The organism is Poseidonocella sedimentorum (assembly GCF_900116005.1).
Lineage (GTDB): Bacteria > Pseudomonadota > Alphaproteobacteria > Rhodobacterales > Rhodobacteraceae > Poseidonocella > Poseidonocella sedimentorum.
The window spans coordinates 79,551-86,735 of record NZ_FOYI01000013.1; the positions used below are offsets into that span (position 1 = coordinate 79,551).

Sequence of the window (7,185 nt, forward strand, 5' to 3'; positions counted from 1 at the left end):
TCCTCCCAGTGGCGCGCGCCGGTCTCCTCCCCGACGCGGCCAGATTAGTCCCTATTCTGCGGCGACCTTCTTCGGCGCCCCGACAGCGCCGGAGTCCACGATCCGCTGCAAATCCTCGCCATCGAAGCCCAGCACCTGTTCCAGGATCTCGATGGTGTGTTCCCCCAGAAGCGGTGAGCGCGTCACTTCAACCGGGCTGTCGCTCAGCTTGATCGGGCAGCCCACGCTGGTGTAGCGGCCGCGCTCGGGGTGATCGATATCGACGATCGTTCCGGTCTGGCGCAGCCCGTCATCCTCGATGATCTCCTTGGTGGAGAGGATCGGCCCGACGGGGATGTTGAGCGGGTTGCAGATGTCCATCACCTCGAACTTGGTCTTGGTCTTGGTCCATTCCTCGATCCGGCCGAAGATCTCGTTGAGCTTGTCGAGGCGCTCCGGCGGCGTGGCATAGCCCTCCTTGGTCTTCCACTCCGGCGTGCCGATCACGTCGCAGATCTGCTCCCAGACGGCGGCTTGAGTGATGAAATAGGTGTAGGCGTTTGGATCGGTCTCCCACCCCTTGCACTTGAGGATCCGCCCGGGCTGGCCGCCGCCGCTGTCGTTGCCCGCGCGCGGCGTGGCTTCGCCAAAGGGGATGCCCTCGCCGAACTGGCTGTATTCCTTGAGCGGCCCGGCTTCGAGGCGCTGCTGGTCGCGAAGCTTCACGCGGCAGAGGTTGATCACCCCGTCCTGCATCGGCGCGAGCACCTTCTGGCCCTTGCCCGTGCGCGCCGTCTGATAGAGCGCGGTGACGATGCCGAGCGCGAGGTGCAGCCCCGTGCCGCTGTCGCCGATCTGCGCCCCGGTCACCACCGGCGGGCCATCGAGGAAGCCGGTCGTAGAGGCCGCGCCACCCGCGCATTGCGCCACGTTTTCATAGACCTTGCAATCCTCGTACTTGCCCGGGCCGAAGCCCTTGACCGAGGCGAGGATCATCTTGGGATTGATCTCCTGGATACGCTCCCAGGTGAAGCCCATACGATCCAGCGCGCCGGGCGCGAAGTTCTCGACCATCACGTCGCAGGTCTCGATCAGCCGGGTCAGGACCTCCTTGCCCGTCTCGTTCTTCGAGTTGAGCTCGATGGAGCGCTTGTTGTGGTTCAGCATCGTGAAATAGAGGCTGTCCGCGCCGGGCACATCGACCAGCTGCTTGCGCGTCGCGTCCCCGACACCGGGGCGCTCGACCTTGATCACATCCGCGCCGAACCATGCCAGCAGCTGGGTGCAGGTCGGGCCGGACTGGACATGGGTAAAGTCCAGGATCTTGACACCTTCAAGAGCTTTCATTCTTTAATCTCCTGACTTCACTTGATCTTTTGCGCCTGCGGGTAGCGCTGCTGCGCCACCACAGAAGACGGGTTGAGATTGCCGATATTGCCGCTCTCCTTGCCCGCGCCCTCGGCGATCACAGCGTTGATGAGCGTCGGCTTGCGGCTGGCGAAGGCGTCCTTGATCGCCTGACGCAGCGCATCGGGGTTGTCGACGGTCACGCCGACGCCGCCAAAGGCCTCGATCATCTTGTCATAGCGCGAGTCCTTGACGAAGACCGTGGTCGAGGGATCGTCCCCGCCGCCCCAGTTCTCGCCATCGCCGCGATAGATGCCGTTGTTGTTCATGATCACGGTGCAAACCGGCAGGTTGTAGCGGCAGACCGTTTCGATCTCCATGCCGCAGAACCCGAAGGCGCTGTCGCCCTCCACCGCGAGGACCTGATTGCCGGTCTCGACAGCCGCGGCGACCGCCGAGCCCATGCCGATCCCCATGATGCCCCAGGTGCCCACGTCAAGACGTTTGCGGGGCTTGTGGAGATCGACGATCGAACGGCACTGGTCAAGCGCGTTGGCGCCTTCGTTGACCAGAACCACGTCCGGGTTCTCGGCCAGAAGTTCCTTCACGACCCCGAGCGAGCCTTGATAGTCCATCGGGCTGTTGTTGTTCTTCAGGCGCGACGCCATTTTGGCAACGTTGCCCTCGACCTTGGCGCGCACTGCGCCGGTCCAGCTTTCATCCGGCTTCTGCCAGCTGCCGCCGATCTTCTCCAGCAGCGCGGTTGCCACGCTGCCCACATCGCCGATGAGCGGTGCGGAGATCTTCTGGTTGCTGTCCATCTCGGTGGGTTCAATGTCGATCTGGACGAAGGACTTGGAGCCCTTCTCGCCCCAGGCCGGGCCTTCACCGTGGCTCAGGAGCCAGTTGAGGCGGGCACCGATCAGGAAGACACAGTCGCTTTCCTTGAGCACCAGCGAGCGTGCCGCGGAGGCGCATTGCGGATGGGTGTCGGGCAGAAGGCCCTTGGCCATCGACATCGGCAGGTAGGGGAAGCCCAGCGTCTCGACCAGCTCACGCACCTTGTCGTCGGCTTGCGCATAGGCCGCGCCCTTGCCGATGATGAAGAGCGGCTTCTTGGCCTTCGAGAGCACGTCGATCGCACGGTCGATGGCCTCCGGCGCCGGAACGCTCGCCGGGTTCGGATCGACCACCTCGATGAGCGATTTTTGCCCCTCGACCGCGTCCATGACCTGCCCGAGCAGCGCGCCGGGAATGTCGAGATAGACGCCGCCCGGCCGCCCGGTCAGCGCCGCGCGGATGGCGCGGGCAACCCCGAGGCCGATGTCTTCGGCGTGCAGAATGCGGTAGGCGGCCTTGCAGTGCGGACGCGCGATGGCCAGCTGGTCCATCTCTTCATAGTCGCCGCGCTGAAGATCGACGACCTCGCGTTCGGAAGAGCCGGAAATCAGGATCATCGGCCAGCAGTTCGTCGTGGCATGGGCCAGGGCGGTCAGACCATTGAGGAAGCCCGGCGCGGACACTGTCATGCAGATCCCCGGCTTCTTGGTCAGGAACCCGGCCGCCGCAGCGGCATAGCCCGCGTGTTGTTCATGCCGGAAGGAGAGCACGCGCAACCCCTGTGCCTGCGCATAGCGCCCCAGGTCCGTGATCGGGATCCCGGGCACATTGTAAATCGTCTCGACGCCGTTGAGCTTCAGCGCATCGATCAGAAGATGAAACCCGTCGGTAAGCGTTTCCGGGGCGACCTCGCCCACATCAGCCGCGTCCTGTGCCGCTGCAACTGCCATGTATTCCTCCCTTTACTGCCGTCCCCGGCAATCTCTTGACTTAACCGTCCGCCTGGCGCGAGCGTTCGCTGGCGCGCCGTTCCAGCTCGAGCCGTGTCCAGGTGCGGCGCACATGCTCATGCAACTTCATCGTGTGCTCCCTCACGCGATTGGCCGCATCCTCCGGATCCCGCCGCTCCAGCGCGTCGATGATCTCCTCATGATCAACCACGGACCGGCGCACCCGATCGCCCTCGCCCATTGCCCGAAGGCGCACGGCGTGCATGTGAAGAAAGAGCCCATCGGCCATCTCCTTCAGCAAAGCGCATTTCGAAATCTCCAGGATGCGCTGGTGGAACCGGATATTGTCCTCCGAGTATTCCGATATCCGCGTCCCCGCGCCGTCCTCGCTGTACTTCCCGGCGATCTTGCGCAGATTTGAGATCTCCGCATCGCTCGCCCGCGCCGTCGCCAGCCGCGCGGCCATGCTCTCAAGCGCGGCCCAGGCGACGATCATCTCGAGAATTTCGTCCAGGCTCTTGCGCTGAACATAGACCCCCTTGCGCGGCACGACGGTCAGAAGACCATCCCGTTCCAGCCGGGCAATCGCCTCCCGCAGCGGTGTGCGGGATATGCCGAGCTGCTCGGCCAGCGAGCGCTCATCGATTCGCAGATCCGCATCCTCGGCGTAGATATCCATCTCCGTGATCGCGTCGCGCAGCATGTCGTAGACATGGTCCTTGAGCGTGAAGCTGGACGGGATCGGACGAAGCTTCATGCGGCCTCACCCCTCTTCAGCCCAGCGATCAAGAACATGCGTTTCATGTGGTATACCATAGACCAGGACTTTCCACCTAGCAACAGGATTTCAGGAAAAATCGCCGGGCCTGAATTCGCACTTCTATAGTATTCAATTCAATCTCGCATTTACCCCGGTCATTTCGCAATTGCAGCGAAGACACTCCTACTCCCCCGGGTTGAATCGAACATTTTTCGTTATTTTATTAGTATTTACCTAGTTATCCTCGAAGCACAGTGATCCGCGCACATCATGCTGCGCGTGCTATCTCATTATTGAGGGGGCCAGTTTGACCGAGGCCCGATAACGAAAACATATGAGACAATCACTTCCTGTTCCATTTCCGCCAGATCGCGGCTTGATAGAAAAATAACGGAGTGGTATGTGGTATCCCAGAACATCGGCGCGCCGCCGTTCGACGGGCGTGCGAAGGGAGGCACATGCTTATTCGCGCAAATGATTCCGCGCTGATCGTGATCGACATGCAGGAACGCCTCGTTCCCGCCATGCAAGCCCCGGCCAGAACGATTCGCAACACCCGCAAACTTCTCGCCGGCGCCGCCGAGGTGGGCGTGCCGGTGATCATGACCGAACAATATCCTGACGGGCTCGGCACCACTGTGCCCGAGCTTGTCGGCGTCGCACCGGCGACCGTCCTGCCAAAGATGCACTTTTCCTGCATGGAAGATGAAACCTTCGCCGACCACTTCCGCGCATTGGGCCGCAAACAGGCCGTGCTCGCGGGCATGGAGGCGCATATCTGCGTGGTCCAGACCGCGGCCAGCCTGATCGAGTCCGGGTTCGAGGTCTTCGTGGTTTCGGACGCCACCGCCTCCCGCACGTTGGAAAGCGAAGAGGCCTGCATCGCCCGGCTGAGCGCCGCGGGCGCGGGGATCGTGACCACCGAAATGGTGATATTCGAATGGCTGGGCCGCGCCGGCACACCGGCCTTCAAGAACATGCTGCCGCTCATCAAGTAGCAGCCTCAGTCATTACATGGCCCGAAACGGGCAGCACGCGGGAGGAGCGTCAGGACTATGAACATACACGAGTATCAGGCGAAGGGATTGTTGCGGGCGTATGGGGCGCCTGTATCGGATGGGCGTGCGGTATTGCGGGCGGAAGAGGCGAAGACGGCGGCGGGTGAGCTGGATGGTCCGATCTGGGTCGTGAAGGCGCAGATTCATGCCGGCGGGCGCGGCAAGGGCACGTTCAAGGAGGCCGACGCGGGCGAGAAGGGTGGCGTTCGGATCACCAAATCGGTCGAGGAAGCCGCTTCCGAGGCCAAGAAGATGCTCGGGCGCACGCTCGTGACCCACCAGACCGGCCCCGCGGGCAAGCAGGTGGGTCGGATCTATATCGAGGACGGCGCGGGGATTTCCACCGAGATGTACCTCGCGCTGCTGGTCGATCGCCAGACCAGCCGCGTGTCCTTCGTCTGCTCGACCGAGGGCGGCATGGACATCGAGGAAGTGGCCGCCGAGACCCCGGAGAAGATCCTGAGCTTCTCGGTCGATCCGGCGACGGGCTACCAGCCGTTCCACGGCCGCCGCATCGCCTTCATGCTGGGCCTCGAGGGCAAGCAGGTGAAGCAATGCGTGGCGCTGATGGGCACGCTCTACAAGATGTTCCTCGAGAAGGACATGGAGATGCTGGAGATCAACCCGCTGATCGTCGATGACGCGGGCGATCTGAAGTGTCTCGATGCCAAGATGGGCTTTGACGGCAACGCCGTGTACCGCCACTCCGACATCGCCGAGCTGCGCGACACCTCCGAGGAGGATCCCAAGGAGCTGGCGGCCTCGCAGTATGACCTGAACTACATCGCGCTCGACGGCGAGATCGGCTGCATGGTCAACGGCGCAGGGCTAGCGATGGCGACGATGGACATCATCAAGCTCTACGGCGCGGAGCCGGCGAACTTCCTCGACGTGGGCGGCGGCGCGACCAAGGAGAAGGTCACCGAGGCGTTCAAGATCATCACGTCGGACCCCAACGTCAAAGGCATCCTCGTGAACATCTTCGGCGGAATCATGCGCTGCGATGTGATTGCCGAGGGCGTCGTGGCGGCGGTCAAGGAGGTCGGCCTGCAGGTCCCGCTGGTGGTGCGTCTCGAAGGCACCAACGTCGAGAAGGGCAAGGAGATCATCAACACCTCCGGCCTCGACGTCATCGCCGCCGACGACCTCAAGGACGGCGCGGAGAAGATTGTCAAAGCCGTGAAAGGCTGATCGGAATGCATTCGATGCCGACACATCGCCACCGGGCGCAGAGGGCTGCGCCGACCCGCGGGAAGGCGCAGATGCGCCGCCCCGGGGGGGCGGGTCGGCGCAGCCCGGCGGTCCCCGCCGGGCAGAACTTCAACTCCGGGCGCGCGTAAGACGCCACACAGATATCAGGAGCCAATCACATGGCCGTCCTCATCGACGAAAACACCAAAGTCATCTGCCAGGGTCTGACCGGCAGCCAAGGCACATTCCACTCCGAACAGGCCATCGCCTATGGCACCAAGATGGTCGGCGGCGTGACCCCCGGCAAAGGCGGGCAGGAGCATCTCGGCCTGCCGGTCTTCAACTCGGTCCACGAGGCCAAGCACGTGACCGAGGCCAACGCCACGGTGATCTACGTCCCGCCCCCCTTCGCCGCCGACTCGATCCTCGAGGCGATCGACGCCGAGATGGAGGTGATCGTGGCGATCACCGAAGGCATCCCGGTGCTCGACATGATGCGCGTCAAGCGCGCGCTGGAGACGTCGAAGTCGATCCTCATCGGCCCCAACTGCCCCGGTGTCATCACGCCGGACGCCTGCAAGATCGGCATCATGCCCGGCCACATCCACAAGCGCGGCTCGGTCGGCGTCGTCTCGCGCTCCGGCACGCTGACCTACGAGGCGGTCAAGCAGACGACGGACGTCGGCCTCGGCCAGAGCACCTGCGTCGGCATCGGCGGCGATCCGATCAAGGGCACCGAACACATCGACACGCTGGAATGGTTCCTCGCCGATGACGAAACCACCTCGATCATCATGATCGGCGAGATCGGCGGCTCGGCGGAAGAAGAAGCCGCCCAGTTCCTCGCCGACGAGAAAAAGCGCGGCCGCTGGAAGCCGACCGCCGGCTTCATCGCCGGCCGCACCGCCCCTCCGGGCCGCCGCATGGGCCACGCCGGCGCCATCGTCGCCGGCGGCAAGGGCGGCGCTGAAGACAAGATCGAAGCCATGCAAGCCGCCGGAATCGTCGTCGCCGAAAGCCCCGCTGGCCTCGGCGAAGCCGTCCTCAAGGCCATCGGGTA

6 protein-coding genes are annotated in these 7,185 nt (G+C 63.6%); 3 read left to right on the plus strand and 3 right to left on the minus strand.

The window, feature by feature from the left end; genetic code table 11:
• Positions 1-51: 51 nt before the first annotated feature.
• Genes frc through BM353_RS14750 form a run of 3 tightly spaced genes read right to left on the minus strand, consistent with a single transcriptional unit; the run spans position 52 to position 3,873 of the window.
• The gene (gene frc, locus BM353_RS14740; RefSeq protein ID WP_092082206.1) at positions 52-1,326 is read right to left on the minus strand and encodes a formyl-CoA transferase; all 1,275 of its coding nucleotides are present in this window, start codon (positions 1,324-1,326) and stop codon (positions 52-54) included.
• Between the two features lie 17 nt (positions 1,327-1,343).
• Positions 1,344-3,116, minus strand: a complete 1,773-nt coding sequence (gene oxc / locus BM353_RS14745; RefSeq protein WP_092082208.1) for an oxalyl-CoA decarboxylase — start codon at positions 3,114-3,116, stop codon at positions 1,344-1,346.
• Between the two features lie 40 nt (positions 3,117-3,156).
• On the minus strand, positions 3,157-3,873 hold the full coding sequence (locus tag BM353_RS14750) for a GntR family transcriptional regulator (protein ID WP_092082210.1): 717 nt from the start codon (positions 3,871-3,873) through the stop codon (positions 3,157-3,159).
• A gap of 461 nt (positions 3,874-4,334) precedes the next feature.
• On the opposite strand from BM353_RS14750, the gene BM353_RS14755 reads away from it, so the two are divergent.
• From BM353_RS14755 to sucD, 3 genes are all read left to right on the plus strand, one after another.
• Positions 4,335-4,874: a hydrolase gene (locus BM353_RS14755; protein WP_092082212.1), complete on the plus strand. Its 540-nt coding sequence runs from the start codon at positions 4,335-4,337 to the stop codon at positions 4,872-4,874.
• 57 nt (positions 4,875-4,931) lie between these two features.
• Positions 4,932-6,125: an ADP-forming succinate--CoA ligase subunit beta gene (gene sucC / locus BM353_RS14760; protein ID WP_092077475.1), complete on the plus strand. Its 1,194-nt coding sequence runs from the start codon at positions 4,932-4,934 to the stop codon at positions 6,123-6,125.
• A 179-nt stretch (positions 6,126-6,304) separates the two neighbouring features.
• A partial coding sequence (gene sucD, locus BM353_RS14765; RefSeq protein WP_092077473.1) for a succinate--CoA ligase subunit alpha occupies positions 6,305-7,185 on the plus strand: 881 nt, incomplete at its 3' end.